The following is a 26309-nucleotide window of genomic DNA, read 5'->3' on the forward strand; positions in this document are numbered from 1 at the left end:
CGGACCGAAATCCACCGACGGCGAAAGGAAAACCCGAGAACTCTCAAGCAGCCCCGTCGAACAGCGAAGTCACCGAACCGTCCTCGAACACCTGCTGAATCGCCTCCGCCAGCATCGGCGCGATCGACAGCACCGTCAGCCCCGGGAACCGCTTCTCCTCGGGGATCGGCAGCGAGTTCGTGACGATCACCTCACGCGCCTTGCACTGCGAAAGCCGCTCGGTCGCCGGGTCCGACAGAATCCCGTGCGTCGTGGCGATGACGACGTCCGCGGCACCTTCCTCGATCAACGCCTCGGTCGCCTTCACGATCGTCCCGCCGGTGTCGATCATGTCGTCGATCAGCACGCAGAGCTTGCCCTGCACCTTGCCGACCACGCGGTTGGCCACGGCCTGGTTCGGCTTGTCCGGGTCGCGCGTCTTGTGGATGAACGCGATCGGCCGGTCGCCCAGCTGCTGCGCCCACTTCTCCGCCAGCCGAACCCGGCCCGAGTCGGGCGAAACGACCGTGATGTCCGCGTCGCCGTAGGTCGCCTTGATGTGGTCGGCGAGCACGGACTGGGCCATCAGGTGGTCGACCGGACCATCGAAGAAGCCCTGGATCTGGGCGGTGTGCAGGTCGACGGTCATGATCCGGTCGGCGCCCGCGGTCTTGAACAGGTCGGCGATGAGCCGGGCCGAGATCGGCTCGCGGCCCTTGTGCTTCTTGTCCTGCCGCGCGTACGGGTAGAACGGCATGACCACGGTGATCCGCTTGGCGGAAGCGCGCTTCAGCGCGTCCACCATGATCAGCTGCTCCATCACGTACTCGTTGATGGGCGTGGTGTGCGCCTGGATCACGAACGCGTCGGTACCGCGCACCGACTCCTCGAACCGCACGAACAGCTCACCGTTGGCGAACGTGTGCGCGGTCTGCGGGGTGATCGTCACGTTGAGGTGCTTGGCGACCTCTTCCGCGAGCTCCTGGTGCGCACGGCCGGAGAAGAGCATCAGATTCTTCTTCGGCGTGCCTGACTTCGGACTCATGCTGGCGACTCCCCGTCGTTTCCTGCTTCCGACACGGACACGGCGGTGTCCTCACTCGCGGCGAGCGCGGCTTCCGCCGCCTCCGCCGCGGGCGTGCCCGGCCTGCGCCGGACCGCCCAGCCCTCGACGTTGCGCTGAGGCCCCGCCGACACCGCTAGTGCACCAGGCGGGACGTCGTCCCGGATGACCGCACCCGCTCCACTGTAAGCGCCGTCACCGATCCGCACCGGCGCCACGAGCGTGTTGTCTGCACCGAGTCGGACATACGAGCCCACGACGGTGTGGTGCTTGTTCACGCCGTCGTAGTTCACGAAGACGCTGGAGCAGCCGATGTTGCTGTGGTCGCCGACGGTCGCGTCGCCCACGTAGGTGAGGTGCGGGACCTTCGTGCCGGTACCGATCTGCGCGTTCTTCGTCTCCACGAACGCGCCCAGCTTGCCCTTCGCGCCCAGCTTGGTGCCGGGCCGCAGGTACGTGTACGGGCCGACGTTCACGCCGTCGCCCAGCTCGGAGTCGTCGGCGTGCACCCGGACCACCGAGGCGCCCGCGCCGACGGTCACCGAGGTCAGCGTCGTGTCTGGTCCGACCACCGAACCCTCGCCGATGGACGTGGTGCCCTTGAGCTGTGTGTTCGGCTCCAGCAGCACGTCGCGCGAGAGCGTCACGTCCGCTTCGATCCACGTCGTGTTCGGGTCGGTCACGGTCACGCCCTCGCGCTGCCAGCGGCGCACGATCCGGCGGTTGTACTCCGCGCCCAGCGTCGCCAGCTGCACGCGGTCGTTCACGCCCTCGGTGACCCACGGGTCGTCTACCACGAGCGCGCCGACGCCCTTGCCGTCGTGGTGGGCGATGCCCAGTACGTCGGTGAGGTACAGCTCGCCCTGCGCGTTGTCCGTCGACAGCCGCGCGAGGCCGTCGGCGAGCACGGCGGCGTCGAACGCGTAGACGCCCGAGTTGATCTCGGTGATCTCGTGCTGTGCCGGTGTCGCGTCCTTGTGCTCGACGATCGACTGGACCACTCCGGCGTCGTCGCGCACGATCCGCCCGTAGCCGGCGGGATTGGCGACCACGGCGGTGAGCACGGTGACCGCGTTGCCCGAACCGGTGTGCTCGGCCAGCAGCGCGGCGAGGGTCTCGGTGTCGAGCAGCGGCACGTCGCCGTAGCTCACGAGCACGGTGCCGGTGAGGCCGGCGGGCAGCTCGTGCAGCGCGCACGACACGGCGTGGCCGGTGCCCTTCTGCTCGGCCTGCACGGCGGTGGTCACCTCGCGGCCCAGCACCTCGCCGACGCGCGCGAGCTCGGCACCGACGGCTTCGCGGCCGTGGCCGATCACCACCACCAGGTGTTCGGGGTTCAGTCCGGCCGCGGCGCGGACGGCGTGTTCCACCAAGGGGCGCCCGGCGATCGGGTGCAGCACCTTCGGAGTGGACGAACGCATGCGGGTGCCCTCACCCGCGGCGAGGATCAGCGTGCTCAGCGGGCCGCTCAACGAGACTCCCAACGATTTCACCGGCTCGTTCCGACGGGCAACGATCCTACGTGGGCTCCTCGACGCCCCACGAGGGGTCGGCCGGGATGCTCTCCGCGGGCCAGCTCGCGCCGGCGTCGCCCGCCATCGAATTGGCGGAGGCGACCTGGTTGCCCCCACCGCGTTTTGCTTCGTACATCGCCGCGTCCGCGCGCGCGAGCACCTGCTCGGCCCGCTCCTGCGGCCGCAGCGACACCAGCCCGATGGACAGGGTGACGCCGTGCGAAAGGTGGTGCGGCAGCTGCGCCACCGACTTCACCGCGCGCCCCAGCGCCATCTTCGCGGCCGACGCGGGCGCGCCCGGCAGCAGGACGATGAACTCGTCCCCGCCGTAGCGCGCGACAACGTCGTCACCACGCAGGGCGTCACGCAACGTGCTCGCGACGACGCGGAGCACGTTGTCTCCCTCGGCGTGCGATTGCTTGTCGTTGACGCCCTTGAACCCGTCGAGGTCCACGAGCGCGACGGCGAGCGGCTGCGCGTCGGCTGACGACGCCAGTGCGCGCAGGCGTTCGTCGAGCGCGCGGCGGTTGGGCAGGCCGGTGAGCGGGTCCTGCAGCGCCTGCTGCGTGATCGCACCGTGTTCGGCCGACAACCGTTCGTGCTCGCGGCGCGCGTTGAGCGTGGCGATCTGCGACTCGCGCAGCGTCCACATCTCGGACTCGAGCGTGGTCGCGTAGTCGATCAGCGACTTGCTGGCGCCCGACGCGTAATCCGGCGTGGTGTCGAGCCGCGCGAGCTCGCGGGCGATGTTGAGCCGCATCGACGGCTGGGAGATGTCCTCGGACATCGCCTCGCGCGTCTCGCGCAGCACGTCGAGCGCTTCTTCGCGGCGACCGGCGCGGTCGAGGCAACGCGCGAGCGCGATGGCGACGATCTCCTGCTCGTGCGGGAAGTGGTGGCCGTGGCGCATCTGCTCGAGGCGGTCGACGTGCTCCGCGGCCGGGTTGTGCAGCGCCAGCGCGGAAGCGAGCACGCCCACCTGGTCCACGGCGGAGACCCCGGCCTTGCGCGGGAACAGCGACTCGGCGAACGGGCCCTCGGCCGCCACCGCCATCGACGCGGCGGTGCGGAACTTCTCGGCCGCCTCGTCGTACCGCTCGATGCGCTCGAGCCGCAGACCCCAACCCAGCAGCATCTTCACGCGGTTCATCAGTTGCAGCGTGATCTCGTGCGGGCTCGCGCTCTCGCGGATCGCCTGGTGTGCGCGGCCGATGACCTCTTCGGCGGCTTCGTACACGCCGAGCTGGTTGAGCACGATCCAGCAGTCGATGAGCGCCATCGACTGCATGCGGTTCCAGTTGCGCACGCCGATCTGGCGGTCGGGGATCGTGGAATCGTCGAGGATCGCGAGCGCGCGGGCGATCTCGGTGAGCGCGGCGTCCTCCTGTGCGGCCAGCACGAGCCGGCGCCCGCGCAGGGCGTGTGCGTCGGCTCGCAGCAGCGACAGGCCGTGGCGGCGGGTGTGGGCGAGCATTTCGTCGAGCCGCGGCTCCGCTTCGGCCGCCAGCCCGCGCGTGACCAGCCGCGCGAACGCCGATGCGCGCAGCAGCTGTGCCACCAGCGTCGGTTCGCCGCGGCGCAGGGTCTCGTCGAGCAGCTCGTCCATGATCGCGACGATCTCGAGCTGCTTGTCGAACTCCTGGCGCTGGACGGCGGCGATCAGCTCACGCGCGCGCCCGACCAGCCACGCGTCGGACATCTCGACGAGAGTCGGTCGCTTGGCGCCCCCGGATTCGATCGCTTCGTCGCTCAGCCGCCCCACATCCCCATCGCCTCGGGTCCGGTCGTTCGCTGCTCCGCCGCCAGGATTCGAACCTGAACTGTCAGAACCAAAATCTGAAGTGCTGCCGATTACACTACGGCGGATCGATCCTGGTCAGGATAGCGATGATCGGCGACGGTGGTGGCACGAGGGTGAGGCGCCGGCGTTGTGGGTACCCCTCAGGTTGAACTCGAGGTCAAGAGAACGGACATTTCGGGCCTCCCCGTGGCTCGAAACCTCCTGTACCGTAACTTACGGAATCGTAGGTTAGGACACCCTGTGCACGGGGCTCGTAGGAAGAAGTGAAGCGTATGACGGCCACCCTCGATCGTTCCCGGCCCGCTGGAGAGCCACCGGCCCCGAAGGGCCCCAAGCCGATCGTCGACGGTCAACGCGGCATAGGCGTGCAGGTTTCGGTGTACCTCGGTGTGCTCGCGCCGCTGGTGGCCTTGCTGGTCGCCGTGCCGTTCGCATGGGGCTGGGGGCTGACGTGGGTCGACGTCGCGCTGTTCGTCGCCTTCTACGGCGTCAGTGGCCTGGGCATCACCGTCGCCTACCACCGGTACTTCACGCACGGGTCGTTCAAGGCGAAGAAGTGGCTGCGCGTGGTGATGGCCATCGCCGGCAGCATCGCCCTGCAGGGCCCGGTGATCACCTGGGTCGCCGACCACCGCCGCCACCACGCCTTCTCCGACCGCGACGGCGACCCGCACTCGCCGTGGATGTTCGGCACGTCGCCGACGGCCATCGCGAAGGGCTTCTGGCACGCCCACATGGGCTGGCTCTTCGAGCGCGACACGAGCAACCAGGCTCGCTTCGCGCCGGACCTGGTGAAGGACCAGGCGATCCGGAAGGTCGACGACCTGTTCTGGCTGTGGGCGCTGGTTTCGCTGGCCCTGCCCGCCCTGCTCGGCGGTCTCATCTCGTGGTCGTTCTGGGGCGCGCTCACCGCGTTCTTCTGGGCCGGCCTCGTGCGCATCTGCGTGCTGCACCACGTGACCTGGTCCGTGAACTCCATCTGCCACATGATCGGCGAACGGCCCTTCGCGGCCCGTGACCGCTCGGCCAACTTCTGGCCCCTGGCGATCTTCTCCTTCGGCGAGTCCTGGCACAACTTGCACCACGCCGACCCGACGTCCGCCCGGCACGGCGTGAAGCGCGGCCAGATCGACATGTCGGCCCGCCTGATCTGGATGTTCGAGAAGTTCGGCTGGGTGCACGACGTGCGTTGGCCGACTCCGCAGCGGCTGGCTCGGATCGCTTCCGAGGGCTGAGTTCTTTCTGTTTTCTTCGCGGACCACCGGTTTTCGGTGGTCCGCTTTCTTTTTCAGGGTTTGTTCTCGGTGGCCAGCCGGGCAGCGCGCGCGTAACCGCGGACCAGCGGGCGGGCGTCGTCCTTGCGCCACGCGAGTGCGAGGCGGCTGGGGGACACGCCGCGGACCGGGAGGGCGACGACGTCGCCGCGGGTGAGCAGGGGCGCGTTGCCCGCGGCGATGAGGCAGACGCCGCGGCCGTCGACGAGGGCCTCGTAGGTTTCGTCCGCGCTGCTGATCTCCGCGCCGATCACGGGAGCGCGGCCGCCGCGGGCTTCCGGGGCGAGCCAGTAGTCGCGCAGCGGGCCGGCGTCGGCAGGCAGGGCGAGGAACGGTTCGTCGAGCAGGTCGGTGAAGTCCACTGCGGACTGATTGGCCAGCGGGTGGGTGGCCGACATCGCGACCAGCCGGGGTTCTTCGGCGACCACGACCCAGCTGTAGCGTTCGGCGCCCGGCACCGGCAGCCACACGAAGGCGACGTCGGTGGCGCCTTCCGCGAGCCCCGCCGTGGAGTCGTGCCAGCCGACCTGGCGCAGTGTGAGCCGGGCGTGGGGGTGCTCGTCGGTGAACCTCGACCGGATCGCAGGTAGCATGCCGCCGCGGCCGGGGCTCGTGCTCATGCCGACGACAAGCGTCCCGCGTTGCTCGGCCTTCGCCTGTGCGACGGCGTCGTGCGCCGCGTCCCACTCCGCGAGCACCCGGCGGGCATGCGGCAGCAAGGCCTCTCCCACCGGCGTCAACCGGACCTCGCGGCGGTCGCGGTCGAACAACCGCGCGCCGAGTTGCCGTTCGAGCATGCGGATCTGCTTGCTCAGCGCGGGCTGGGAGACGTAGAGCCGCTCGGCCGCGCGCGTGAAGTGGAGCTCTTCGGCGGCCGTGACGAAATACCGCAGATCGCGCCCGTGCACGTCCATAGCTCATGGCTATCACAGGAGGTCTTGGACCCGCGAGCGATTTTCGCCCAGAGTCGGTGACAGCGAAAGGGGCTCGGGACATGAACAAGGTTTGGCTGATCACCGGCGCGAAGAGCGGCTTCGGCCGCGCGCTCACCGAGGCCGCGGTGGCGGCCGGCGACGTGGTGGTCGCGGCTGTGAGGCGCACCGAAACGCTCGCCGACGTCGTCGCCGCGCACCCGGACCAGGTGGACGCGGTGCCGCTCGACGTCACTGACGTCGCGGCGGTGAACGCCGCCGTCTCGTCGGTGATCGCGCGGTACGGCCGGCTCGACGTGCTGGTGAACAACGCCGGCCGCGGCCACGTCGGCGCGTTCGAGGAGACCACCGACGAGGAGCTGCGGTCGCTGTTCGACGTGCACGTCTTCGGCCCCGCGGCCCTCGTGCGCGCCGCGCTGCCGCACATGCGCGAGCGGCGGTCCGGCGCCATCGTGCAGATGAGCAGCATGGGCGGGCAGCTGTCGTTCGCGGGGGTCTCGGCCTACAGCGGCACGAAGTTCGCGCTGGAGGGGCTGTCGGAGGGGCTCGCCGACGAGGTGGGGCGCCTGGGGATCAAGGTGCTGATCGTGGAGCCGGGCGCGTTCCGCACCGGCCTGTGGGGCAGCACGAGCCGCAGCCGCGAGATCGCCGACTACGCCGACTCGGTCGGTCCCACGCGCCGCCTCGTCGTCGACGCCGACGGCACGCAGGCCGGCGACCCCGCCAAGGCCGCCGCCGCCATCCTCGTCGCGCTCGACGCGCCGGAGACCCCGCTGCGCCTGGCCCTCGGCGCGGACGCCGTCGACGCCATCAGCGGCCACCTCGACCAGGTGCGGGCCGATCTGACGGCCTGGGAAGACCACGCGCGCAACACCGCGTTCGGCTGAGGGGGCCGTGTCTTCGCCGGCGCCTCGTGTCGTGCCTGGACCATGCGTGTTACGCACAGCCGGGTTGCCTGATCTTCGCTTCCGGCATGGCTTTGCAAGGTCCTACCGTTCGGGAAAGTGCTTGAACAGAAGGGCATTCCCGTGCGCGCAGCCACCCTGACCACTTTCGGTTCCCCGCTCGTCGTCGGCGAGGTGCCCGATCCGCCGGACGGCGAAGTGCTCGTCGAGGTCCTCGCGACGATCGCCCCCGTACGCCGCCGAAGTGTTCAGCGGTGCACGGCGGTATCCGCTCGAACCGCCCGTGGTCCCCGGCATCGGGGGGATCGGGCGCGTCCGGCGTGCCGGGGCGGCCGCGACCAAACTGACTCCGGGTGACCTCGTGTGGTGCGATTCGACCGTTCGCGCCCGCGACGATGCCCTCACCCCCGACATCACGCTGCAGGGCTGGAGCTCCCGGCGCGCGGCTGTCGCGGTACTTCCACGACGGCGCGTTCGCCGAGCTCATGCGCGTGCCCACGGAAAACGTCCATCCGCTGCCCGCCGGCGTGAACCTTTGCGGTGGGCGGCGCTGAGCGTGCACGTGATCCCGTATGGCGGCCTGCTCGCGGGCGGGCTCGCGGCCGGAGAGACGGTGCTGGTCAGCGGCGCGACCGGCAATCTGGGCAGCTGCGCGGTGGCTGTGGCGCTGGCGATGGGTGCCGGCCGCGTCGTGGCGCCAGGCCGCGACCGGGCGGTGCTCGACCTGCTGGCCGAGCGGTTCGGCCCGCGCGTGCGGCCGGTCGAGCTCTGCGGCGACGCTGACACGGACCTCGCCGCGATGCGCGCGAACGGTCCCGTCGACCTCGTGCTCGACCTTCTCCCGCCGCGGGCCCCGGCGTCCGTCGCCCGCGCCGCCGCGATGACCGTGCGCGAACACGGCCGCGTGGTGCTGATGGGCGGTGTCGGCATGCTCGGCGGCGCGGAGCTGTCCCTGCCGTACCCGTGGCTGATGCGGAACTCGGTGACGGTGCGGGGCCAGTGGATGTACCCGCGCGCGGCCAACGTCGGGATCATCCGCCTCCTCGCGTCGGGTGCGCTCGACCTGGCGCCGGAGCGGGTGACGCGGTTCGAGCTGCCCGAGGTCGACAAGGCTGTCGCGCACGCCGCCGCTTCGGGTGGCGCCTTCTCGCGAACGGTGCTCACTCCGATGGCGTGACACCCTGCGGCTACCCTGCTGCGCATGGCGGGGAGACGAAGGGCGAAGCGCGAAGCAGCAGTCACCGGCGCACGACCGGCGGCGCCGGTGACGCGCGTGCGCATGACGGGCAGCGAGCGCCGGCAACAGCTGCTCCTCGTCGCGCGCGCGTTGTTCGCGGAGAAGGGCTTCGACGGCACCTCGGTGGAAGAGATCGCCTCCCGCGCGAACGTCTCGAAACCCGTGGTCTACGAACACTTCGGCGGCAAGGAAGGCATCTACGCGGTCGTCGTGGACCGCGAAACCCAGCTCCTGCTCGACCGCATGGTCAACACCCTCCACGGCGGCCACCCGCGCGTCATGCTTGAACAAGCGGCGATCGCCCTGCTCAGCTACGTCGAGGATTCCCACGACGGCTTCCGCATCCTCGTCCGCGACTCCCCGGTGGCCAGCTCCACGGGCACCTTCTCCACCGTCCTGAACGACATCGCGGGCCAGGTCGAACACATCCTCGCCCAGCAATTCGCGGCGCGCGGCTACGAGGAGAAGCTGTCGGCGTTGTACGCGCAGGCTCTGGTCGGGATGGTGGCGTTGACGGGCCAATGGTGGCTGGACGCGCGCAAGCCGAAGCGCGACGAGGTGGCGGCGCATTTGGTGAACTTGGCTTGGAACGGGCTGTCGCATTTGGAGCACAAGCCGAAGCTGCTGGGCTGAGCTGGGGGCTTGTCCGAACGGTGTCAGTGCTTGACGATCATCCGATGAAGACTTTCCGGGAAGCCATCGAAGGCCGGGACATCGAGGCCGCCATCGCGTTGTTCGCCGAGGGCGCCGTGTTCCGGAGTCCCGCCGTGCACCGGCCCTACCTGGGGCGCGAGCAGGTGGCGGTGATTCTGCGCGCGGCGTTCGCCGTGTTCGAGAACTTCGGCTACCAGCGAGAGCTGAAAGACGACCACGGCCACGCCTTGGTCTTCACCGCGCGCGTCGGCGACCGTGCCGTGGAGGGGTGCGATTTCTTGCGTACCAACGATTCCGGCGAGATCACCGAGCTCGTGGTGATGGTGCGCCCGCTGTCGGGGCTCAACGCGCTGGCCGCGGCGATGCAGCAGCAGCTCGGCTAAACAAGGCCGCGTGCGTGCAGGTCGTCGAAGATGAGCTGCACGACCGCCGACACCCGGGGACGGTCCTCGAAACCCAGCCAGTCGAAGGCGGCGATCTCGCTTGACGCCGCCAAGGAGCCGGAGAACGAGCCCGTGTAACAGGTCATCCGCACGACCGTCCCGGCCGCGCGCCCGTCCGCCTGTGCCTCCCACACGCTCACGGGCTCGAGCGAAGACGGGTCCAGCGCGACCGACAGCTCCTCCGCGATCTCCCGCACCAGCGCCTCGGCGTCGGACTCGCCGGGTTCGCGCTTGCCGCCCGGCAGGTACCACGTGTCTTTACCCGTCGAGACCACCGTGAGCACGCGGCCGTCCACCACGTGCAGCCACGCCAGTTTGTCGATCATCCCAGTGCCGCAAGGGTTTCGGCCGTGGTGAGCACCGTGCCGAGCCGCGGGAAGATCTTCGTGGTCGACGATTCGTGCGACACGTCCGAAAGACCCGTCATCGCGTCGGACACGGCGATCACGGAGTACCCGTGGTCCGCGGCCGCCCGCAGCGTCGACTCCACGCCGAACTCCGTCGCGATGCCGCCGAGCACGACGGTGCGCACGCCCGCGTCGCGCAGGTGCGCGTGCAGGTCGGTGTTGTGGAAGCCGCCGATCGTGGCCTTGACCACGAGCTTTTCGCCGTTGCGCGGCTTGAGCTCCGGGATCACGTCGCTGCCCGGCGCGCCCTCGGAGCCCGGCCGCATGGCCTGGATGATCACGATCTGCGCGCCGGCCTCGGAAAACGCGTCGCGCAGGCGCACGGCGTTGGCGGCGGCCTCGGGCCCGGCGAACGGCGTCGTCGGCATCGCGACGATCCGCTCCTGGAAGTCGACGAGCACGAGCGCCGTCGACGCGGGGTCGATCTCAGTCATACGGCAGATCCTAGGCCGGTCCCGGTACGGTCGGTGTTCGTCCACTGGGGAAAGGTGTTCGGGATGAACCGGGAAGTGGTGGTCACCGGCGGCGGCACGGGAATCGGCTACGCCATCGCGGCCGCGTTCGTGCGGGCCGGCGACTGCGTGACGATCACCGGCCGCCGCGGGAGCGTGCTCACCGAGGCCGCGGCACTGCTCGGCGCTCGGGCGGTCACGTTCGACGCAGGCGATCACGAAGCCGTCGAAGCGGCCTTGCCGCAATTGCCGGAAAGCGTTGACGTATTGGTGAACAACGCCGGCGGCAACACCGATTTCCTCCGCGACGACAACACCGACCTCGCCACCCTGAGCACCGCGTGGACGGCCAATTTCCGCGCCAACGTCTTCACCGCCGCCTTGGTCACGGCAGGTTTGCGCGACCGCCTCGCCGACAACGGCCGGATCATCACCATCGGATCCATCGCCGCGCACACGTTCGGCATGCCACACCCTACCAACTACCGGCGAACTAATGACTCACGACACTAGGCGCCCGGGGTGACGCGAAGGACTTTGTCGTCGGAACCATTCGACGTGGTCACGTAAAGCGCGCCGTCCGGTGAGGAACGGACGGCGCGCAACCGCCCGAACCGGTCGTCGAATTCCGGCGGCAGCGTCACCGAAGTGACGTTCGCCGTGGAATCCAGATGCAGCAGCAGCAGTTTCTGCCCCTTCAACGCCACCACGGCCAACGCGCCTTCGTTGGCACCCCACTGAGGACCCGTCAGGAACGCGTCACCGGAAGTCGCCTCGGTGATCTCCCCGGAGGTCCAGAGTGGACGGACCGCGTCCGGGAACCGTGCGAGATCCGTCATCGGAACGCTCTCGTCGTACGAAGAATCCGACCCGCCCTTCGACGGATCCCAGCCGTAGTTTGCGCCGGGCCGGATCAGGTTCACCTCGTCGTCGAACGTCGGCCCGTGCTCGGAAGCCAGCACCTGCCCCGTCCCGGGCCGGATCGCGACTCCCTGGATGTTGCGGTGCCCGAAGGTGTAAATCCGCCGTTCGCGCGGATCCGTCGAAGCGAAGAACGGGTTGTCCGGCAACGCTTCCCCGGTTTTCGCGTTGATCCGCAGCACCTTCCCGCCCAGGCTGTGGCGGTCCTGCGCGATCGTCGACCGCGCCGTGTCCCCGGTCCCGACGAGCAGCGCGCCGTCAGGAGCCAGCGTCGGCCGGCAGCCGGAATGACGGCCACTGAGGTTCACCGGCAGCCCCGTCAGCAAGTCGTGTACCTTCGAGGCGCTCGCCCCATCGGGCGCGAGCCGCCACGTGACCAGCCGGACGTCGACAGCCCGACCATCCGCCTGGTGCGTCTGGCACGTGGTGAACTCCCGTGACGAAGCGAAATCCGCGGCGAGCACCATCCCCATCAGCCCGCCCTCACCCTGCACGAGGACGTCGGAAAAATCAGCGCGCACCTCAGTGGTCCGCCCATTCCGGATCAACGCCAGCTTGCCCGGCCGCTGCGGCACCAGTAGCGATCCGTCCGGCAGGAACCCGATGTCCCACCCGTGTTCGAGCCCGCCCGCCACCTCCTCGACGCGAAACCCGGTGGCAGAAGCCGACGAAGGTGCGCTCGTCAACGGCGGCGGCGCACTCGCCGCCCCCGAACAAGCGGCAGCGAGCACCGCGACGACCGCGAGCAGCACGACTCCGGGCAGGCGCATACAACCCAGCATGCCCGACAAAAGCGACGTTCGCGTCTCAATCGCCGGGCCGGACCAGCCCCGACTCGTACGCGAACACCACCGCGTGCACCCGGTCCCGCAGGCCCAGCTTGGCGAGGACCCGCCCGACGTGGGTCTTCACCGTCGTCTCGCCGATGAACAGCTTGCCCGCGATCTCGCCGTTCGACAGCCCGCGAGCGATCAGCCCGGGTACGTCCTTCTCACGCTCGGGTGAGCGAACCCAGATTCGCCGACTCGACGGGCCGCCGGTGAGGTAGCGGTCGAGCAGCCGCCGCGTGACCGACGGCGACACCATCGCGTCGCCGCGCAGCACGCCGCGGATGGCCACCAGCATCTCGTCCGACGGCGCGTCCTTCACCAGGAACCCGCTCGCGCCGGCGCGCAGGGCCGAGCCGGCGTAGTCGTCGAGGTCGAACGTCGTGATCACCAGCACCCGCACGTCCGGCAGGGCGGCGCAGATGCGCTCGGTCGCGGCGACGCCGTCGAGCACCGGCATGCGGACGTCCACGAGCACCAGGTCGGGCCGCTGCTCCCGGTGCTGATCATCGCCGGGGTGGCGGCCGTCTACACGAACCCGATGTGGGCGGTTGACCGCGGGCGCAGTGAGCTGAGGCGATCCGCACGGCCTCCGCACCGCCGGCCGCCTCAGCGACGACGTCGAGGTCCGGCTGGCTGTCCACGATCATCCGCAGCCCGACGCGCACCAGCTCCTGGTCGTCGCAGATCAGCACCGACGTCATCGCGCCGCGCCCGTCCGCAGCGTCGCGAGTACGCAAACCCGCCGTCGGGCAGCGGGTCCGTCTCGAGCTTGCCGCAGTAGAGCTCCACGCGCTGCGCCATCCCGGCCAGCCCGCGCCCCGACGACGTCAGCCCGGCCGCCACGGGCTCGCGGCCCCCGGTGTTCGTCACCTCGACGAGCACCTCGGTGCGCGTGAACTCCACGCGCACCCGGGCGGACGCGTCGGGGGGAGCGTGTTTGAGCATGTTGGTGAGTGCCTCCTGGACGATGCGGTACGCCTGCAGCGCGGCGCCCGTGGGCAGGTCGGTGGCGTCACCGGTCACGTCGAGCTCGACGTCGCGCCCGGACTGCTCCACGAGCGCGCGCAGCTCGTCCAGCGTCGGTTGCGGCGTGCGCGCGGGCTCGCCGGCGTGCATCGCCTCGAGCAGCCGCCGCAGCTGCGCGAGCGCCCCGCGCCCGGTCCGGCTGATGGTGTCGAGCGGTCCACGGCGTCCGGGTCCTGGTGCCGCGCGAGCTTCGCGCCCTCGGCGTTGAGCACGATCACGCTCATGCTGTGGGCGAGCACGTCGTGGAGCCCGCGCGCGATGCGCGTGCGCTCCTCCGCGACGGCCGCGCGCGCCTGCGCCTGCCGCTCGGACACCACGAGGTCCGCGCGCAGCCGTTCCTCGTCGGTCAGCTGCTCCTTCGGCCGGAAGAACTCGCCGAGCGCCCACGCCGCGATGTGCAGCGGCAGCACGCCGACGATCGTCAACGTCGGGTTCTGCGTGGTGACGCCCACCTGAACCCCCACATCGAGTCGAGGACCAACACCGCCGCCGCGGTCAGCGCCGCGAACCGGCGGCCACCCCTCTTGACCAGCGTGAACAGCACCACTGCCATCGCCAGCTCACTGCGCCCGCGGTCAACCGCCCACATCGGGTTCGTGTAGACGGCCGCCACCCCGGCGATGATCAGCACCGCCGTCGTCCGCGGCCACCGCCTTCGCACGAGCAGGGGCAGCAGGAACGCCAGCGGCACCAACTGCAGGGGACCAGTCGCCGGCCGCGACGTTCGGCCCGAGCAGCACGAAGACCGCGTACAGCGGCAGGTCCAGCGTCCAGTGCTGCCTGCGCACCCACCTCACCAGTGCTCGCACGTCTTCGAACGTAATGCCCGCCGGCCGCTCGCCGCGTCCTTCCGCGGTATGCCTCGCCTCCTCCGAAGGGACGACCCACGCGGCCCGATCGGCCGATCCGCGGCCATGGGTGGCGTCCTTAGTTTCGGGTTCATGTCGATCACCACGGAGTTCTTCAGGCACCCCATGCTGACAGGTGCCGTCGCGGCGAGTTCGGGCTTCCTCGCCACCGTCATGACCCGCGGCCTCGGTCTCGAGGGCGCGTCTTCGGTCGTCGAGCTGGGGCCGGGGACGGGGGTGATCACCTCGGCGGTACTGGCGTTGCTGCCGGCGTCCGCGTCCTTCACGGCGGTGGAGCTCAACCCCCGGCTGGCCTCTTCGCTGCGTTCGCGGTTTCCCTCGATCTCGGTGGTGTGCGGCTCGGCTTCCTCGGTGGGCTCCTTGGGCTTGGCCCCACCGGACGTCGTGATCTCCGGCCTGCCCTGGACGGCCATGCCTTCCTCGCGGCAGCAGGAGATTCTGGACTCGGTCTGCTCGGTCCTGTCCCCGCGCGGCTGCGTCACGACGTTCGCCTACGCGCACACCGCCTGGACACCGCCGGCCCGCCGTTTCGCCCGGCTGTTGCGCAGCCGCTTCTTCGTGGTCGAGCGGACGCCGCTGGTGTGGCGGAACCTGCCGCCGGCGTATGTGTACCGGGCCGCGTTGCCGGTTTCCGCCGGGGTTTCCCGTGAACGCTCTGCTGCACCCGCTTCTTGACGCCCCCGCGGTGGTCGTCTACGTCGTCTGTGCGCTGGTGATCACGGCGGAAACGGCTCTGTTGCCAGGGATCGTGCTGCCGACACTGTCCACTTTGCTGATGATGGGCTTTCTCGTGCAGCGGGGGACCCTGTCCTGGTGGGTGGCGTTGGTGGTGTGCGTTTTCGCCGCTGCTCTCGGCGATCAGGTCGCGTACTGGGAGGGGCGGGTGCTGGGGCCGCGACTGCGTTCTTCGCGGCTGGGGCGCCGGGTCGGGGCGGCGCGCTGGGACCGGGCCGAGTCGGTGATCGTGTGGTACGGGCTGCCGGCGGTGGTGCTGGGCCGGTGTTTGGCGGGGGTGCGGACGCTGGTGCCCCGGGTCGCCGGGTCGGCCGGGCTGCCGTACCGGCGGTTTGCGGTAGGGAGCGTCTGTGCCGCGGTCATGTGGGCGGGGCTCGAGTTGCTGGCGGGGCAGCTGACGGGGTGGGTTGTGCCGGTTTGAGCGGGGCCGCTTTCGCAAGTTTGGTGTACTGGGCCCGGCCGGCTGTCGATGTCCTTGCACAGAGCCGAATTCTGCGCGAGCGCGGCTTTGTCCCCAACCCGCTCGGCTGTGGATAACCCCAGCTCAGGGCGGGGTTTTGCCGGGGTGTGCCGGTCGACTGGTGCCAGGGCCGCCCCGAGAGGGTGGGACTCTGCTGTCGTGGGGCTCTGCTGTCGTGGGCTTGCGGGTCAGGCGGGTTCGGTCGCGGCCGCGTGCGGGTGGCCGGCCGTGAGCAAAGCGGCCGTTTCCGCGTCCGCGGGCAAGAACGTCTCCAGGCTCAGCTCCGCGATCGTCACGTCGACCGCCGTCGTGAGGCGGGTGATGGCGGTGATCAGGCTGAGGTCGCCCAGGGAGGTGGACAGCTGCAGGGGCACCGCGAAGCCGAGGTGGTCCGGCGAAGGCGGCGAAGGCACGGGCAGGTACGACGTGAGCTCCGCCAGCAGTTCGGCCTGGCGCGGGTCCGGCAGACCCTGGCGAGGGCGTTCGAGCACGTGCTGCGCCCAGTCGGCGAAGTTGTGGATGCGCGGGGCCATGCCGTCGGGGTGGAGGGCGAGGCGCAGGACGTTCACGGGTGGCACCAGCAGGTCGGGCGAGACGCCGTCGGTCAGGAGAGTGAAGGCGTCGTTCGCGGCGACCAGGGTGCCGTAGCGGTCGACGATCAGCGCCGGGTACGGGCGGTGGCCGTCGAGGAGCGCGGTCAAGGAACCGAGGATGGGGGCCAGCCGGGGATCGTCGAGAGGCGTCTCGGCGTAGCGCGGGGCGAAGCCGGCCGCCACGAGCAGGGCGTTGCGTTCGCGCAGGGGCAGGCCGAGGGCTTCGGCCACGCGGACGACCATGCCACGGCCGGGAGCCGAACGGCCACGTTCCAGGAAGCTCACGTGCCGCTGCGTGGTGCCGGCGGCCAGGGCCAGGTCGAGCTGGCTGAGACGGCGGCGGGTGCGGGCGTGGCGCAGCGCGGTGGCGAAGGCCGGATCCATGGCGCCAGGCAAGCAGAACCCGCACGGGCGCGCCATTCCTTCCAGGGAATTGCCGCGGGACCCGCGGCGGAACAGTCTCGAGCCCATGCACTACGGACTCCTCCTGCCCGCCGGGCAAGCCCAGCTTCCCGTGACCGCCGTCGTCGAGCTCGCGCGCGAGGCCGAGCGCCTCGGCTTCGACTCCGTCTGGGCGGGCGATTCGCTCGTCCGCGCGCGGGCCGAGCCGCTCACCTTGCTGACCGCCGTCGCGCAGGCCACCGAGCGCGTGACGGTGGGGACCGCCGCGCTGTTGCCCGCGTTGCGGCAGCCCGTGCAGGCGGCGCTCACGATCTCCACGCTCGACCAGCTCTCCGGCGGCCGCCTGGTGCTCGGGCTCGGGGCGGGGTTCCCCGGCTTCAGCGAGCCGGAGTTCGACCTGGTCGGCGTGCGGTTCAAGACGCGCTTCTCCCACCTCGACGACGTCGTCCGCCTCTGGCGCGACCTCTGGACCGGAACGCCCCGGTCGTTCCACGGCAAGGTCCTCCACCACGACTGGCTCCCCGACGTCCCCGCGCCCTCTCGCGCCGGCGGCCCCCCGCTGTGGCTCGCCGGCGCGACCCCGTCCGCTCTCCGCCGCACGGCCGACCTCTACGACGGCTGGCTGCCCTACCCGCCCGACCCCGCCGACTACGCCCGCGGCCTCACCACCATCCGCTCGCTCACCGACCGACCGATCGCCCCGGCCCTGTTCGCCACGACCTTCCTGGACGACGATCCGGAACGCGGCCGCCAGGCGCTGGACACCTACTGCCAAGCCACGTACCGCCGCCCGCTGTCCGCGATCGGCACCATCCAGACGATGCTCACCGGCCCGGTCGCGGCCGTCGCGGCCGGCTTGCGCGAGTACGAACTAGCTGGTGCAGACCACATTCTTCTGCGCATCGCCGCCCTGGACGTCGACGTGGTGGCCGACCAGCTGCGCTTGCTGTCGGAACTCTTGCCGACCAATTTTCCGCAACACTGAACCCTCGAGCGCCTCCATCCGTGTCGTGAATGGATCCCCACCCGGCGGATCTGTTGACACGGAAGGAAAGTCATGAAGATCACCGGAGACCCCGACTGGAACCGCGGCACCACCCGGGCGACGTCGTTGCCCGATCGAGTGAACTTCTGAGTCATCGCGCAGGTCCCCACCGTGTCACCCACGGACTCGATCACCGGGATCCGTTGCCACGGAAAGGAAGTTCAGTCATGACCACTCCGCACGTCTTCCGCGCGGGTGCTCCCGCCGACCTCGCGACGTTGCGGTCGCTGCGGGAGCTGCCGGGCCGGTGGATGGGCAGAGGGTTCAACCTGATCTCGCGCCCGGACAAACACGACGAACAGCCGTTTTTCCTGTAGCTCAGCGCGGCGCAGGAGACGATCGAGTTCGCGCCCATCGGCGCTCCGGTGCCGGACCGCGGGTCGGCCCAGGACGACATCTTCTTCCGCGTTCTTCCGCGGTGTGCACTACACACAGCAGATCGCGGACGCGGCCACGGGCGGCGCGCTGCACTTCGAAACGGGCATGTGGCTCGACGTTCCGGCCACCACCGCGCCGGCCGCGCCCGAGACCGTGACCAGGCTGGCGACCATCCCGCACGGGGATGCCTTGCTGGCGCAGGGAGAACCGCTGACCGTGCAAGGCGGCCCGCGCATCGATCCGGTGGCTTCGACGCCCATCAGGACAAGCACGGGCAAACCGGTCACCGATGAGAAGTACCTCGCGCCGTTCAAGCACACGGCGCTGCCCGTCGGCAACCCGGCCGAAGCGGTGGTGAACCCGAACGTGGTGCTCACCGACGCGATCAAGGGCCAGAAGATCACCGAAACCATCGTGCTCCCGCTCTCGACCACCGAGGCGATCGGCGGCACCGCCGGCGGCATCCCAGAACATCCCGTTCGTGGTGGCGAACGCCAACGCCACCAGCATGACGGCCGTGTTCTGGATCGAGAAGGTGCAGGACCCGGTGCTGGGCCAGTTCCTCCAGCTCCAGTACACGCAGACGATCATCCTGCGCTTCCTCGGCATCGACTGGCCGCACATCAACGTCGCGACGCTGATCAAGCAGTGAGGCGGGCGGCTTGAGCCGTTTCGTGAACGGGCGAGCCGCACTCCGGCCGGTCGGAGTGCGCGCTGATTCACGACCCGGGTGCCGCAAGTCCGTCCGGCACCCGCAGCAATCAGGCTTCGGGAAACTTCGAGAAGGGCGCCGGCCTCACGGGCAACACCCCCCACACCATCACCGGCGATCACCACAAAATGGCTGGTAGGCGCCGGCGGCGGCCGCCGCGCCGGCCGCGTTCTGCCTCCCGTCGCGAACCCCCGGCTTCACCAGCCGCCAGGCGGGCAGGGCCACGTCGCCCGGGTGACAGCCGGCCCAGCGGACCCCGGGGCCCGCGCGCCGCCCTCACCACGTGGCCAGGTCGGCCCCGGACTGTCGGTGCCCCGACGTACTCTGAAAGGCGTGACCGACGCTCCACTGTCCGGACTCCTCCAAGCCATCCTCCCCGACCCCGCCCTGCGCGGGGTCGTCGAGCGAGCCGGCGCCCCGCTGCTTGAACTGCAGGGCGCCGTGACCGCACGTCAGCTGGTCGCCGCCGCGCTCGCCGAAGACGAATCCAGGGGCGGCGCGGGCCGCCACGTGCTGGCCGTGACCGCCACCGGCCGGGAGGCCGACGAGCTCACCGCCGCCCTCGAAGCCCTGCTCGGGCGCGAGAAGGTCGTCGACTTCCCCTCGTGGGAGACGCTGCCCCACGAGCGCCTCTCGCCGCGCGCCGACACCGTCGGGCGCCGCCTCGAGGTGCTGCACCGCTTGCACCAGGGCGACGACGAGCTCAAGGTCGTCGTCGCCACCGTCCGCAGCCTGATCCAGCCCATGGCCCCCGGCCTCGGCTCGCTGGCGCCCGTCGACCTGGTCGTCGGCGAGGAGCAGAGCTTCGAAGGCCTGCTGGAGCGCCTGGTCGAGCTCGCCTACACCCGGGTGGACATGGTCGAGAAGCGCGGCGAGTTCGCCGTCCGCGGCGGCATCCTCGACCTGTTCGGCCCCACCGCCCAGCACCCCGTGCGCGTGGAGTTCTGGGGCGACGAGGTCAGCGAGATCCGCCCGTTCGCCGTCTCCGACCAGCGCTCTCTGCCGGGCGAGATCCAGCACATCACCGCGCCGCCGTGCCGCGAGCTGCTGCTCACCGCCGACGTCAAGGCCAAGGCAGCCGAGCTCGCCGTCACCTACGAGGCCGACGCGCAGCTGGCCGAGATGCTCACCAAGCTCGCCGACGGCATCCCCGTCGAAGGCATGGAAGCCCTCATCCCGGTCCTGTGCGCCGGCGAGCTCACCCTGCTCACCGACGCACTGCCGCGCGGCAGCCACGTGCTGCTCGCCGACCCGGAGAAGATCCGCGCCCGCGCCCACGACCTCGTGCGCACCGGCCAGGAGTTCCTCGAAGCGTCGTGGACCACGGCCGCGGCCGGCGGGCAGGCACCCATCGACCTCGGCGCGTCGGCCTACCGCGACCTGGCCGAGATCGCCGAACACGCGCAGGACACCAAGCGCGCCTGGTGGACGATCACCCAGCTGAGCAGCGAAGACCCCGACGTCTACCGCGTCGGCGTCGAGGCCGCGCCCGCCTACCGCGGCGAGTTCGACCGCGCGATGACAGACCTGCGCGCCCACGTCGCCGCCGGCGGCACCGGCGTGCTCGTGGTCGCGGGCCACGGCACGGCCAGCCGCGCCGTCGAGCAGCTCACCACCGCCGAGGTGCCGGCCGCGCTGGCCGCGGACGGCATCACCGAGGCCCCGCGCGCCGGCGTCGTCACCGTCACCTGCGGTGCCCTCGTCGACGGCTTCGTCTCACCCGAGCGCGCCCTCGTGGTGCTGTCGGAGGCCGACCTCACGGGCCGCGGCGCCAACGCCGGCACGTCCACAAAGGACCTCAACGCCAAGATGCCGTCGCGGCGGCGCAACGCCGTCGACCCGCTGGCGCTGAAGGCCGGCGACTACGTGGTGCACAACCAGCACGGCATCGGCCGCTTCGTCGAGATGGTGCAGCGCACCGTCGCCGGCGCCACGCGTGAGTACCTGCTGCTGGAGTACGCGAGTTCCAAGCGCGGCCACCCGGGTGACCGGCTGTTCGTGCCCACCGACCAGCTCGACGAGGTCTCTCGCTACGTCGGCGGCGAGCTGCCCACGCTCAACAAGCTCGGCGGCTCCGACTGGAAGAACACCAAGGCCAAGGCCAAGAAGGCCGTCAAGGAGATCGCGGCCGAGCTCGTGCAGCTCTACGCCGCGCGCCAAGCCGCGCCCGGCCACCCCTTCGGCCCCGACACGCCCTGGCAGCACGAGCTCGAAGACGCGTTCCCCTTCACCGAGACCAACGACCAGCTCGCCGCCATCGACGAGGTCAAGGCCGACATGGAGCGCGGCGTCCCCATGGACCGCGTGATCTGCGGCGACGTCGGTTACGGCAAGACCGAGATCGCCGTGCGCGCCGCGTTCAAGGCGGTGCAGGACGGCAAACAGGTCGCCGTGCTCGTGCCGACCACGCTGCTCGCGCAGCAGCACCTGAACACCTTCACCGAGCGCATGCAGTCGTTCCCGGTCACCATCAAGGGCCTTTCGCGGTTCACGCACAAGGCCGAGTCCGACCAGGTCCTCGAACAGCTCGCCGCGGGTGAGGTCGACATCGTCATCGGCACGCACCGCCTGCTGCAGACCGGTATCCGGTACAAGGACCTCGGCCTCGTGATCGTCGACGAGGAGCAGCGGTTCGGCGTGGAGCACAAGGAACACATCAAGGCGCTGCGCACGCACGTCGACGTGCTCACGATGTCCGCCACCCCCATCCCGCGCACGCTGGAGATGTCGCTCGCCGGCATCCGCGAGATGTCCACCATCCTCACCCCGCCCGAAGACCGGCACCCGATCCTGACGTATGTCGGCGGCTACGACGACAAGCAGGTCGGCGCCGCGGTCCGCCGCGAGCTCCTGCGCGACGGCCAGGTCTTCTACGTCCACAACCGCGTCTCCTCCATCGAGAAGGCCGCCAAACGCATTCGCGAGCTGGTGCCCGAAGCGCGTGTCGTGACGGCCCACGGCCAGATGAACGAGGACAAGCTCGAAAAGATCATCCAGGGCTTCTGGGAAAACGAGTACGACGTGCTCGTCTGCACCACGATCGTCGAAACCGGCCTGGACATCTCCAACGCCAACACCCTCATCGTCGAACGCGGTGATCTCCTCGGGCTGGCGCAGCTCCACCAGCTGCGTGGACGCGTCGGCCGTGGCCGCGAACGCGGCTACGCCTACTTCCTCTACCCGCCGGAAGCGCCCTTGACGGAGACCGCGCACGACCGGCTCGCGACCATCGCGCAGAACACCGAACTGGGCGCGGGCATGGCCGTCGCGATGAAGGACCTCGAGATCCGCGGCGCGGGCAACATCCTCGGCGCCGAACAGTCCGGCCACATCGCGGGCGTCGGCTTCGACCTGTACGTGCGCCTGGTCGGCGAGGCCGTCGAAGCGTTCCGCCGCCACGCCGGCGCCGAGCCCAGCGAGGAGGAGGAACTCGCCGAAGTCCGCGTCGACCTCCCCATCGACGCCCACATCCCCCACGACTACGTCGAAGGCGAGCGATTGCGCCTGGAGGCCTATCGCAAGATCGCGGCCGCGCCCGACACCGCGGGCCTCGACGCCGTGCGCGAAGAACTCATCGACCGCTACGGCCAGCCACCCGCCCCGGTCAACCGCCTCCTCGCCGTCGCGGCTTTCCGCCACACCTGCCGCGCCGCGGGCGTCACGGAGGTCGCGGTGCAGGGCAACACCATCCGCTTCGCGCCCCTGCCACTCGCCGACTCGCAAATGGTGCGGCTGAAGCGCCTGTACCCCAAGGCGATGTACAAGGCGGTGACGAACACGGTCTCCGTGCCCAAGCCGACCGAGGGCCCAGCCGGCGGCCGCATGGGCGCGCCGACGCTGCGGGACCAGGAACTGCTCGACTGGTGCACGAAGTTCCTGACCCAGCTCACGAAAACTCCCGCAACCGTGTGACGTGTCCTGAGCCGGGGACACCGCGCCTCTTCGGGCGAACTACCAGCGGAAACGCTGGAGCGGAACCGGTTGCGACCGTAGCCTTGATCGCATGCTTGATCGCCCGACGACCGTGCGCAGTCGCCAGCTGGGAGTCCGCCTTCGCGAGCTGATGGCGGAACACCACTGGGGTGTGCGCGAAATGGCGCGGCGCCTGGACTGGCCGCCCACCCGCATCTCCAACATGTTCCACGGGCGACGCGGCAGCAAGTACATCGACGTGGTCAAGATGCTCACGCTCATGGGCGTGATCGGCGACGAGGCCGCGGAGATCTACGCCCTGTGTGACGACCTCGACGAGCCCGGTTTGCTGGAGACCTACCCAAACCTGCCGGTGCAGGTGAAGACCTTGGTGTGGCACGAAGAACGCGCCACGTCGATCTCGTCTTATCAGGGCTCGGTCGTGCCGGGCTTGCTGCAGACTCCGGACTACGCCCGCGCACTGATCACGGAGACCGGCAATGTTCCGAAGCGGGACGATGTCGATGAGCGAGTCTTCGCTCGAATGTCGCGGCAGGTCATCCTCACGAAGAGCGCAACGGTGAACTTCGAGTTCTACCTGCGTGAGTTCGTGCTGCGGTTGCCGGTTGGGCAAGCGGATAAGGCTGTGATGTCCGGTCAGCTTCACCAGTTGCTGCAGCTTTCAGTGCGCTCGAACATCAGCATCCGGGTAGTGCCTGCGCACGCAGGTGGTCATCCGGGAGTGGCGGGCCAGTTTCAGCTGATCAGCTCCGACATATTCAGACCAGTCGCATACATCGACAGCGAGATCACATCGCTCTTTCTTGAGAAGGCAGAGGAGGTCGAGGCGTACCAAGGCGTTCTGAAGCGCCTTGGTGATGTTGCGCTCGGTGAGGCAGAATCGAGGGAACTTGACGCCAGGTTGGCGACGGACCTCTACTCACCTGGAGCGCGGCAGGATGTTCCTCGATTGGCGTAAGAGCAGCTACAGCTCAAACGGTGGCGATTGCGTCGAGGTCGGCTGGCTCAAGGGCCCCTACAGCCTCAACGCGGGTGACTGTGTTGAGGTGGCGACCGGTCGCGAGGTGCGCGTCAGAGACACCAAGGACCGAGAGGCCGGCCACCTCACCGTCCCCGCGGTCGCTTGGCGTGAACTCCTCAGCCGATTGAGCTGAGCTGGAACATCGGCGGCTCACCTGTTGCCAGCTGTAAACGGACTTCCTCTTTCGGTGTAGGCACCGCGCCCGCGTCGGCCCTCGGCAGGGGCCGGGGGTGGCGCGGCACGCGTGAGCCCGAGCCGCCGCCGCGGCCGGGGTACACGAGCAGGCCGCGCTCGGGGTCGGGGACGGCGTCGAGGGCGGCCGTCACGGCGGGCAACCCGCGGAACCGGTCGCGCTGCGCCTCCGTGGCGAACTCGATCTCGAGCGTGACGCCCCAGCGGTGGACGTGCCATGTCCACTGTCCGGCGCCGTGAGTCAGGGCGGCTTCGGTGAGGTTGTCGCCGTGCGCGCGTTGCCAGCTGTGCGCTGCGAACTTCCCGTCGAGAACCTCGATCGACAACCATGAGTCCATTTGTCGACAATAATGCTTCGCGCACCCCGATGGTGTTGCGTTTCAGGGGCGGCGGTGTGAGAGGGTATGGCCTGTGATGCGGATCATGGGGCGCCTCGGCTCGAAGAAACGGTCTAGCGCGCTGGCAGGTGTAGTTGCCAGTGGCCTTCTGCTCGCCGGGTGCGGCGCCGGGCCCAGCCAGGTGGGCACCGCGGCCGTCATCGACGGCCAGGTCACCACCATCGACCAGGTGCAGAACCTCCTGGACAAGGCCGTCCAGGAGCAGCCGTACGCGCAGCAGCTCGCCGCGCAGCACAAGCTCGACCTGGTGGGCCGGGAGATCGTGCGCCAGCAGCTGCTGCACGCGGTGGTGCACAAGGCCGCCCAGAAGGAAGGCCTCTCCACCGACGACGCCGCCATCTCCGCCGCGATGTCGCAGGGTGACCCGCTGGCCGGCGCGCTGCCGGAGAACCTCGCGCAGGACCAGCCCGCGGCCGTGACGCAGCTCGTCTGGCGCGTGCGCGACCACCGCGAGGCGATCACCGACCAGTACCTGGAGCAGAAGCTCGCGGCGAAGTACCTGCCGACGCTGTCGGTGAACTTCGACTACACGAGCATCGGTGCGCCGACGTCCGACAGCGAAGCGCCGGCCATCGACGCGGCGACCGCGCGGAGCCAGGCCATCGCGAAGGCCGAGGAGTACGCGGCCAACCCCAATGCCATCCAAGCCGAGATCCAGAACGGCGCGCAGGGCAACGTCGGGCAGCAGGCGCCGGCGCTGTCGTCACCGGAGGACGCCGCGACGGTGCTGTTCGGCGTCCCGGCGAACACGGCCATCGCGTTCCAGCCGAACCCGACGTCGGCACCGACGTGGTGGGTCACGGCCGTCGTGCGGCAGCGCGCCACCGGCAAGCCGGTGGCGACCGACCAGGTCCAGCAGCCGACGCCCGACCAGATCGGGGCGATCGGAGTGCGGTTGCTCCAGCCGTACGTGAACGACGTGGACTTCAAGATCAACCCGCGCTACGGCGTCTGGGACCCGGTCGGCATGGACCTCGCGGCCAACGCGAACAGCTTCCAGGGCATCGTGCTGCCGGTCCGGGGTAGTGCTCCGGCTCAGCAGTGACTGATTCAGCAATGGCTCGTTCAGCCGTGACCGGGCCGGTGGTGGTGGTCGCGCACGGGGCGACCGTTCCGGCCGCGGCCGTGGGGTTGTTGCGTGGCGCCGCGGTGTACGCAGCTTCGGACGTCGATGCGTCGGCGTTCGGGGTTTCGCCGGTTCCGTCCGGTGTTTCCGGTGATTTCGTGCTGATCGCCGGGTCCGTGTCGTCGCCGGAAGCTGCCGCGCTGGTGGCGGCGGGCGCGCGCGTGATCGAGGCTCCGGTGGCGCCGCTGCTGGAAGCCGCCGAGGTCATGGACCGCCTGCGCTCTCCCGGCGGATGCCCGTGGGACGCGGTGCAGACGCACGAAACGCTCCGCCAGTACCTCGTCGAGGAGACCTACGAGCTGCTCGACGCCATCGAGGAGAACGACCGCGAGGCCCTGCGCGAAGAGCTCGGCGACGTCCTCCTGCAGGTGCTCTTCCACGCCCGCGTGGCCGCGGAGGATACCGAGGATCCGTTCACGATCGACGACGTCGCGCGGGCGTTGACGGCGAAGCTCGTCGGGCGGCACCCGCACGTGTTCGCCAACGCCGCGAAGGTGGCCACGGTCGACCAGCAGAACCTGAAGTGGGAAGAGCTCAAGCAGGCGGAGAAGCAGCGTCGCTCCATTGTGGACGGTGTCGCGCTCGGTCAGCCCGCCGTCGCGTTGGCCGCGAAGCTCGGGCAACGCAGCGGGAGGGCGGGAATTCCGCTGGACCTGTTCCCGGCCGGCTCGGACCCGGCGGCGCAGCTGTTCCGCACTGCGGCCACGGCGCGCCGGGCGGGCACCGATCCGGAGGGTGAGCTGCGCGCCGTCGCGAAGCAGTTCGCGCGCGATATCCGGGCGGCTGAGGAAGCGGCGCGGGACGCGGGCGTGGAACCGTCGACTCTGGAAGCGGACGGCTGGCGGAAGTTCTGGCCGTAACGGACATTTTGGGTTCTGGTCCGGCGCGGTCGGCGTCTCTTCGGCCACGCAGTGTGCCCTGGGCGGTATGTCACGCAGTGATCGCGCGCACTCCCGCGTGCCTTCTGTCCCGGGTGGACCGACGATGGTGGCTGAGCGGTCGTTGGC

General features: G+C 70.0%; 28 protein-coding genes, 1 tRNA gene and 1 pseudogene. 16 read left to right on the plus strand and 14 right to left on the minus strand.

The features are described from left to right. Positions 1-43: 43 nt before the first annotated feature. From AB0F91_RS02035 to AB0F91_RS02050, 4 genes are all read right to left on the minus strand, one after another. Complete coding sequence (locus tag AB0F91_RS02035) at positions 44-1024, minus strand: ribose-phosphate diphosphokinase (RefSeq protein ID WP_360593936.1); 981 nt, start codon at positions 1022-1024, stop codon at positions 44-46. After that, positions 1021-2514 carry a bifunctional UDP-N-acetylglucosamine diphosphorylase/glucosamine-1-phosphate N-acetyltransferase GlmU gene (glmU, locus tag AB0F91_RS02040; protein ID WP_360593937.1) on the minus strand — a complete coding sequence of 498 codons (1494 nt, stop codon included), beginning with the start codon at positions 2512-2514 and terminating at the stop codon, positions 1021-1023. Before glmU ends, AB0F91_RS02035 begins: the two co-directional genes overlap by 4 nt. A 46-nt stretch (positions 2515-2560) precedes the next feature. After that, entirely contained in the window at positions 2561-4255 is a 1695-nt protein-coding gene (locus AB0F91_RS02045; protein WP_360593939.1) for a GGDEF domain-containing protein, read from the minus strand. A gap of 95 nt (positions 4256-4350) precedes the next feature. Next, a tRNA-Gln gene (locus AB0F91_RS02050) sits at positions 4351-4422 on the minus strand. 207 nt (positions 4423-4629) lie between these two features. Here AB0F91_RS02050 and AB0F91_RS02055 point away from each other — a divergent pair. Then, positions 4630-5592, plus strand: coding sequence for an acyl-CoA desaturase (locus AB0F91_RS02055; RefSeq protein WP_360593940.1), 963 nt, complete (start codon positions 4630-4632; stop codon positions 5590-5592). Positions 5593-5645: 53 nt separating this feature from the next. On the opposite strand, the gene AB0F91_RS02060 is transcribed toward AB0F91_RS02055, so the two are convergent. Then, complete coding sequence (locus tag AB0F91_RS02060) at positions 5646-6545, minus strand: LysR family transcriptional regulator (RefSeq protein ID WP_360593942.1); 900 nt, start codon at positions 6543-6545, stop codon at positions 5646-5648. Between the two features lie 80 nt (positions 6546-6625). Here AB0F91_RS02060 and AB0F91_RS02065 point away from each other — a divergent pair, with 80 nt between their 5' ends. From AB0F91_RS02065 to AB0F91_RS02080, 4 genes are all read left to right on the plus strand, one after another. Next, the gene (locus tag AB0F91_RS02065; RefSeq protein WP_360593943.1) at positions 6626-7450 is read left to right on the plus strand and encodes an oxidoreductase; all 825 of its coding nucleotides are present in this window, start codon (positions 6626-6628) and stop codon (positions 7448-7450) included. A gap of 574 nt (positions 7451-8024) precedes the next feature. Continuing rightward, entirely contained in the window at positions 8025-8645 is a 621-nt protein-coding gene (locus AB0F91_RS02070; protein WP_360593944.1) for a zinc-binding dehydrogenase, read from the plus strand. A gap of 102 nt (positions 8646-8747) precedes the next feature. Further along, positions 8748-9338, plus strand: coding sequence for a TetR/AcrR family transcriptional regulator (locus tag AB0F91_RS02075; protein WP_360595112.1), 591 nt, complete (start codon positions 8748-8750; stop codon positions 9336-9338). A 44-nt stretch (positions 9339-9382) separates the two neighbouring features. Next, positions 9383-9742, plus strand: a complete 360-nt coding sequence (locus AB0F91_RS02080; protein ID WP_360593945.1) for a nuclear transport factor 2 family protein — start codon at positions 9383-9385, stop codon at positions 9740-9742. On the opposite strand, the gene AB0F91_RS02085 is transcribed toward AB0F91_RS02080, so the two are convergent. Continuing rightward, positions 9739-10128 carry an NUDIX domain-containing protein gene (locus tag AB0F91_RS02085; protein WP_360593947.1) on the minus strand — a complete coding sequence of 130 codons (390 nt, stop codon included), beginning with the start codon at positions 10126-10128 and terminating at the stop codon, positions 9739-9741. The two genes, AB0F91_RS02080 and AB0F91_RS02085, sit on opposite strands and share 4 nt — an antisense overlap. Then, positions 10125-10643 carry an isochorismatase family protein gene (locus AB0F91_RS02090; protein WP_360593949.1) on the minus strand — a complete coding sequence of 173 codons (519 nt, stop codon included), beginning with the start codon at positions 10641-10643 and terminating at the stop codon, positions 10125-10127. The genes AB0F91_RS02085 and AB0F91_RS02090 overlap by 4 nt, the downstream gene beginning before the upstream one ends. 63 nt (positions 10644-10706) lie before the next feature. Between AB0F91_RS02090 and AB0F91_RS02095 the strand changes: the two genes are divergently transcribed. After that, complete coding sequence (locus AB0F91_RS02095) at positions 10707-11174, plus strand: SDR family oxidoreductase (protein ID WP_360593950.1); 468 nt, start codon at positions 10707-10709, stop codon at positions 11172-11174. Here the strand turns inward: AB0F91_RS02095 and AB0F91_RS02100 are convergent. The 5 genes and pseudogenes from AB0F91_RS02100 to AB0F91_RS02120 form a co-directional block, all read right to left on the minus strand. After that, positions 11171-12352 (minus strand): PQQ-dependent sugar dehydrogenase, encoded by a 1182-nt coding sequence (locus AB0F91_RS02100; RefSeq protein WP_360595114.1) that lies wholly within the window; start codon positions 12350-12352, stop codon positions 11171-11173. The two genes, AB0F91_RS02095 and AB0F91_RS02100, sit on opposite strands and share 4 nt — an antisense overlap. 37 nt (positions 12353-12389) lie before the next feature. Then, positions 12390-13113, minus strand: a pseudogene (locus AB0F91_RS02105) (response regulator transcription factor). Then, positions 13019-13528, minus strand: a complete 510-nt coding sequence (locus AB0F91_RS02110; RefSeq protein WP_360593952.1) for an ATP-binding protein — start codon at positions 13526-13528, stop codon at positions 13019-13021. Before AB0F91_RS02110 ends, AB0F91_RS02105 begins: the two are co-directional and overlap by 95 nt. Next, positions 13432-13890 carry a histidine kinase dimerization/phosphoacceptor domain-containing protein gene (locus tag AB0F91_RS02115; RefSeq protein WP_360593954.1) on the minus strand — a complete coding sequence of 153 codons (459 nt, stop codon included), beginning with the start codon at positions 13888-13890 and terminating at the stop codon, positions 13432-13434. Before AB0F91_RS02115 ends, AB0F91_RS02110 begins: the two co-directional genes overlap by 97 nt. Beyond that, on the minus strand, positions 13860-14129 hold the full coding sequence (locus AB0F91_RS02120; RefSeq protein WP_360593956.1) for a hypothetical protein: 270 nt from the start codon (positions 14127-14129) through the stop codon (positions 13860-13862). The genes AB0F91_RS02115 and AB0F91_RS02120 overlap by 31 nt, the downstream gene beginning before the upstream one ends. 250 nt (positions 14130-14379) lie before the next feature. Between AB0F91_RS02120 and AB0F91_RS02125 the strand changes: the two genes are divergently transcribed. After that, on the plus strand, positions 14380-14982 hold the full coding sequence (locus AB0F91_RS02125) for a methyltransferase domain-containing protein (RefSeq protein WP_360593958.1): 603 nt from the start codon (positions 14380-14382) through the stop codon (positions 14980-14982). After that, on the plus strand, positions 14954-15463 hold the full coding sequence (locus AB0F91_RS02130; RefSeq protein WP_360593960.1) for a DedA family protein: 510 nt from the start codon (positions 14954-14956) through the stop codon (positions 15461-15463). The genes AB0F91_RS02125 and AB0F91_RS02130 overlap by 29 nt, the downstream gene beginning before the upstream one ends. A gap of 227 nt (positions 15464-15690) precedes the next feature. Here AB0F91_RS02130 and AB0F91_RS02135 read toward each other — a convergent pair whose 3' ends face one another. After that, positions 15691-16479 (minus strand): helix-turn-helix transcriptional regulator, encoded by a 789-nt coding sequence (locus AB0F91_RS02135; RefSeq protein ID WP_360593962.1) that lies wholly within the window; start codon positions 16477-16479, stop codon positions 15691-15693. Positions 16480-16564: 85 nt separating this feature from the next. Between AB0F91_RS02135 and AB0F91_RS02140 the strand changes: the two genes are divergently transcribed. The 6 genes from AB0F91_RS02140 (at position 16565) to AB0F91_RS02165 (ending at position 23719) form a co-directional block, all read left to right on the plus strand. After that, positions 16565-17482 carry an LLM class flavin-dependent oxidoreductase gene (locus AB0F91_RS02140; RefSeq protein ID WP_360593964.1) on the plus strand — a complete coding sequence of 306 codons (918 nt, stop codon included), beginning with the start codon at positions 16565-16567 and terminating at the stop codon, positions 17480-17482. A 227-nt stretch (positions 17483-17709) separates the two neighbouring features. Next, positions 17710-17859, plus strand: a complete 150-nt coding sequence (locus AB0F91_RS02145; protein WP_360593965.1) for a hypothetical protein — start codon at positions 17710-17712, stop codon at positions 17857-17859. A 103-nt stretch (positions 17860-17962) separates the two neighbouring features. Further along, positions 17963-18586, plus strand: coding sequence for a hypothetical protein (locus tag AB0F91_RS02150; protein ID WP_360593967.1), 624 nt, complete (start codon positions 17963-17965; stop codon positions 18584-18586). A gap of 394 nt (positions 18587-18980) precedes the next feature. Beyond that, a complete protein-coding gene (mfd, locus tag AB0F91_RS02155; RefSeq protein WP_360595116.1) occupies positions 18981-22544 on the plus strand; it encodes a transcription-repair coupling factor in 3564 nt (1187 codons plus the stop codon). 91 nt (positions 22545-22635) lie between these two features. Next, complete coding sequence (locus tag AB0F91_RS02160; RefSeq protein ID WP_360593969.1) at positions 22636-23523, plus strand: helix-turn-helix transcriptional regulator; 888 nt, start codon at positions 22636-22638, stop codon at positions 23521-23523. Continuing rightward, on the plus strand, positions 23504-23719 hold the full coding sequence (locus AB0F91_RS02165; RefSeq protein ID WP_360593971.1) for a DUF397 domain-containing protein: 216 nt from the start codon (positions 23504-23506) through the stop codon (positions 23717-23719). The genes AB0F91_RS02160 and AB0F91_RS02165 overlap by 20 nt, the downstream gene beginning before the upstream one ends. Here AB0F91_RS02165 and AB0F91_RS02170 read toward each other — a convergent pair. Then, a complete protein-coding gene (locus AB0F91_RS02170; protein WP_360593973.1) occupies positions 23703-24116 on the minus strand; it encodes a hypothetical protein in 414 nt (137 codons plus the stop codon). The two genes, AB0F91_RS02165 and AB0F91_RS02170, sit on opposite strands and share 17 nt — an antisense overlap. A 181-nt stretch (positions 24117-24297) precedes the next feature. Here AB0F91_RS02170 and AB0F91_RS02175 point away from each other — a divergent pair, with 181 nt between their 5' ends. Then, entirely contained in the window at positions 24298-25221 is a 924-nt protein-coding gene (locus AB0F91_RS02175) for a hypothetical protein (RefSeq protein WP_360593975.1), read from the plus strand. A 26-nt stretch (positions 25222-25247) separates the two neighbouring features. Then, on the plus strand, positions 25248-26162 hold the full coding sequence (locus AB0F91_RS02180; RefSeq protein ID WP_360593977.1) for a MazG family protein: 915 nt from the start codon (positions 25248-25250) through the stop codon (positions 26160-26162). Positions 26163-26309 lie beyond the last annotated feature (147 nt).

Source organism: Amycolatopsis sp. NPDC023774 (assembly GCF_040639695.1).
Classification (GTDB): Bacteria; Actinomycetota; Actinomycetes; order Mycobacteriales; family Pseudonocardiaceae; genus Amycolatopsis.

Bases quoted from the DNA above. Each gene is read 5' to 3' on its own strand.
- AB0F91_RS02170 (WP_360593973.1), bottom strand. From the start codon at position 24,116: ATGGACTCATGGTTGTCGATCGAGGTTCTCGACGGGAAGTTCGCAGCG.
- AB0F91_RS02160 (WP_360593969.1), top strand. From the start codon at position 22,636: ATGCTTGATCGCCCGACGACCGTGCGCAGTCGCCAGCTGGGAGTCCGC.
- AB0F91_RS02045 (WP_360593939.1), bottom strand. From the start codon at position 4,255: ATGTCCGACGCGTGGCTGGTCGGGCGCGCGCGTGAGCTGATCGCCGCC.
- AB0F91_RS02095 (WP_360593950.1), top strand. From the start codon at position 10,707: ATGAACCGGGAAGTGGTGGTCACCGGCGGCGGCACGGGAATCGGCTAC.
- AB0F91_RS02085 (WP_360593947.1), bottom strand. From the start codon at position 10,128: ATGATCGACAAACTGGCGTGGCTGCACGTGGTGGACGGCCGCGTGCTC.
- AB0F91_RS02100 (WP_360595114.1), bottom strand. From the start codon at position 12,352: ATGCGCCTGCCCGGAGTCGTGCTGCTCGCGGTCGTCGCGGTGCTCGCT.
- AB0F91_RS02135 (WP_360593962.1), bottom strand. From the start codon at position 16,479: ATGGATCCGGCCTTCGCCACCGCGCTGCGCCACGCCCGCACCCGCCGC.
- AB0F91_RS02075 (WP_360595112.1), top strand. From the start codon at position 8,748: ATGACGGGCAGCGAGCGCCGGCAACAGCTGCTCCTCGTCGCGCGCGCG.
- AB0F91_RS02110 (WP_360593952.1), bottom strand. From the start codon at position 13,528: ATGCACGCCGGCGAGCCCGCGCGCACGCCGCAACCGACGCTGGACGAG.
- AB0F91_RS02060 (WP_360593942.1), bottom strand. From the start codon at position 6,545: ATGGACGTGCACGGGCGCGATCTGCGGTATTTCGTCACGGCCGCCGAA.
- AB0F91_RS02165 (WP_360593971.1), top strand. From the start codon at position 23,504: ATGTTCCTCGATTGGCGTAAGAGCAGCTACAGCTCAAACGGTGGCGAT.
- AB0F91_RS02055 (WP_360593940.1), top strand. From the start codon at position 4,630: ATGACGGCCACCCTCGATCGTTCCCGGCCCGCTGGAGAGCCACCGGCC.
- AB0F91_RS02140 (WP_360593964.1), top strand. From the start codon at position 16,565: ATGCACTACGGACTCCTCCTGCCCGCCGGGCAAGCCCAGCTTCCCGTG.
- AB0F91_RS02090 (WP_360593949.1), bottom strand. From the start codon at position 10,643: ATGACTGAGATCGACCCCGCGTCGACGGCGCTCGTGCTCGTCGACTTC.
- AB0F91_RS02065 (WP_360593943.1), top strand. From the start codon at position 6,626: ATGAACAAGGTTTGGCTGATCACCGGCGCGAAGAGCGGCTTCGGCCGC.
- AB0F91_RS02035 (WP_360593936.1), bottom strand. From the start codon at position 1,024: ATGAGTCCGAAGTCAGGCACGCCGAAGAAGAATCTGATGCTCTTCTCC.
- AB0F91_RS02145 (WP_360593965.1), top strand. From the start codon at position 17,710: ATGACCACTCCGCACGTCTTCCGCGCGGGTGCTCCCGCCGACCTCGCG.
- AB0F91_RS02125 (WP_360593958.1), top strand. From the start codon at position 14,380: ATGTCGATCACCACGGAGTTCTTCAGGCACCCCATGCTGACAGGTGCC.
- AB0F91_RS02080 (WP_360593945.1), top strand. From the start codon at position 9,383: ATGAAGACTTTCCGGGAAGCCATCGAAGGCCGGGACATCGAGGCCGCC.